Here is a 2560-nt window from a genome sequence, read left to right on the forward strand (position 1 = left end):
ATTCACATCAGGGTAGTTGTTGACATCTGCAAGTGCTACTTTTGCATTTTGTTTTGCTATCTCTTTCTCTTTGAGAGCAATTTCAGGGTTATACACCAAATCTGCACGAAAACGCTCAAGTTCAGGTTTGTTTTTTATAGAGAGGTCAATGTCAAGTTTTTCTACTCTAAACGCAGCAAGTGCTGAGAGCCGTGCATAGGCTTGAAATATCTTTGCTTCTATCGCCGTTCTTTGCACTTTCAAGTCAGAAAGAGAGAGTTCTGCTTTCATAATACCCATATGTTGGCTTGAGTTGATACTGGTGTATGACTCATAGAGCGTAACATTTCTTTTTGTCAGACTTATATACTCATCTATGATGTTGGTGAGTTCACGCAACTTCCAAATAGTATAGGCTTCAGTCTTTATGCGCTCGACAAGTTTTGCCTCTGCAGCGCGCAGTTGCTCTTTGAGTACTGCATCTTCTGCTACGGCGACATCTTCTCTCTTTGCTCTTTTGGAGTAGTAGGGAATGTTCTGCTTCAGACTCAGCACCGTTTTGCTCATAGCCTGAGATGCATCAAGTGTATTTTTTACAAGTGAAAGCTCAGGATTAGCAAACTGGTCTGCTATGTCAATGCTCTGTTTGTTTGCTTCCAGACGGGCATTTATGACCTCTAAAGAGGGGCTTTTTTGCAGTGCAGTGTTTATAACGCTCTCAAGCTCCACCCCAAAGAGTGCATTTGAGAACAGTAAAAGAGAGAGAATTAGAGTTCGCATCGTAGTTCCTTAGATATTAAGACTGGTTTTAACACGGTACTTTCTACCTGTTTTTGGAGTGATAAATATATGTATCTGCCACGTTCCACCCATTGCAAGGTTGAGCTTTGCGCTGTATCTGCCATTTCCAAGTGCTTTTGCACTCACTTTTGACTCCATTGCAGGCATTCCCGGCATTGCCGGCATAAATGCACGTACAACTACATTTGCATCCTTTACAAGTTTGCCAGCTTTTTTGATGGTAAACTCTAAAACATTCGCCCCGGTTGTCAGTGGTTTGTCCGCTGTTATGTGAATTTTCACATTCCTAAATTTTGCGTCTTTGCTAAACGCAGCCGCATGAGAGAGTGTTACACCAAGTAGTAGTGCTAAAAATATCTTTGCTAAAGTTTTCATTTTGTTTATCCTTTATGTTTTACTAAAGGAAGTATAACGATGCAGTGTGTTGCGTTTGTGTTGTAATTGTAAAGGAGATTTTTACTAAAGAAGTTTCAAGAGGCATCTGCATTTTCATACAGATGCCATACAAAGAGATAGAAAGTATAAAGTGAATTTAAATCTTCACGTCAGGATTACCCTCTTTTACCATAGCTTTAAAGAGTTCAAAAAGTTTAAAACTTTCATGCTCAGCTTCAGCCATATTACGTACTATCTGCTCTTTTTTCTCTATCAAATAGTTATTATCTTTGACATAAGAGAGTGCGGCAAGTGCTTTTGTATGCACTATGCCATGTGGCACTTCTACAGCTTTATAGGCGGGAGTGTTGCCAAACATCTCTTTTCCTTCATTGTAGTACCATTTTCCAAGACGACAGTTAAACTGGTCTGCAAAAGAGTCTGCCGCTTCGGTATTATGTGTGAGCAGCGCTGTATATGCTTCATGTTTAAAGTTAATATGATCCACTTTTATCAGCGTTGTAAAGAGATAATCGGAAATATATTTTGTCTCTTTTGCTGCTGTTTCCGCATTTTGGGCAAATCTATTGAGTGTGTCGTAGAACTGCACCACATCTTCTTGTGAATTTGTAGCTATCTCTGTAATGTTCTCAGAGTTGCCTTGAATCTCATTCGCTTCTTGTTTAAGTGTATTTGTCGTGATAGCTATCTCTTGCGTTGCTTTTTGTGTACGCTCGGCAAGCTTTCTTACCTCATCTGCAACTACGGCAAATCCACGTCCATGCTCACCTGCACGAGCGGCTTCTATGGCTGCGTTTAGTGCGAGCAGATTTGTCTGATCTGCAATGTCTTTTATAAGGTCGACCACCGCAGTGATCTCATTTGTACGCTCAGTAAGTGAGACTATAGACTCATTTGAGTTTGTAATAAGCTCAATAAGCTCATCAAGTCTGTCTTTTATGTTTTGTACAACTTCTTGAGACTGGAGAGCCTCTTCTGCCGTCTCTTTTGTTGAGTCATTGATCTTTTTCAATATATCTGCATTCTCTATAATATCTTGCTGAATGATTTGCAGACCTTTTGATATTCCCCCTTGTGAATTGTCATTAAACTCTTTGGAAATCGCTGTTTTTTGTGCGTCCATATAGGAGTTTGCTATGGCACCTATAGCTGCGTTTAGTCCTGGAACGGCATTTCTAAAGTCACCTTTATACCCCTCTTCTAATATGTCACGATTCTTTTTCCCTGCATTTGCAGCTGCAACAGCGGCTTGAATATCACGTATAAACTGCTCTGTTTGGTCAAGCATGTCATTTACACCCCATGCAACTGCCTGCATCGTATGTGTCTCATCTATATCTGTAATACGGTGAGAGAGCTCTCCTCGTCCTGCTTTAATGAGCAC

At 40.4% G+C, this 2560-nt stretch carries 3 protein-coding genes; all 3 read right to left on the minus strand.

What is annotated here, in order from left to right; translation table 11 throughout:
• Positions 1-759 (minus strand): TolC family protein (locus tag MV589_RS00660; RefSeq protein ID WP_297431071.1); only part of this gene is annotated, 759 nt, incomplete at its 3' end.
• Positions 760-768: 9 nt separating this feature from the next.
• Positions 769-1155, minus strand: a complete 387-nt coding sequence (locus MV589_RS00665) for a FixH family protein (protein ID WP_297431072.1) — start codon at positions 1153-1155, stop codon at positions 769-771.
• A gap of 157 nt (positions 1156-1312) precedes the next feature.
• Entirely contained in the window at positions 1313-2494 is a 1182-nt protein-coding gene (locus tag MV589_RS00670; protein WP_521966157.1) for a methyl-accepting chemotaxis protein, read from the minus strand.
• Positions 2495-2560 lie beyond the last annotated feature (66 nt).

Source organism: Sulfurimonas sp., assembly GCF_026991475.1.
Lineage (GTDB): Bacteria > Campylobacterota > Campylobacteria > Campylobacterales > Sulfurimonadaceae > Sulfurimonas.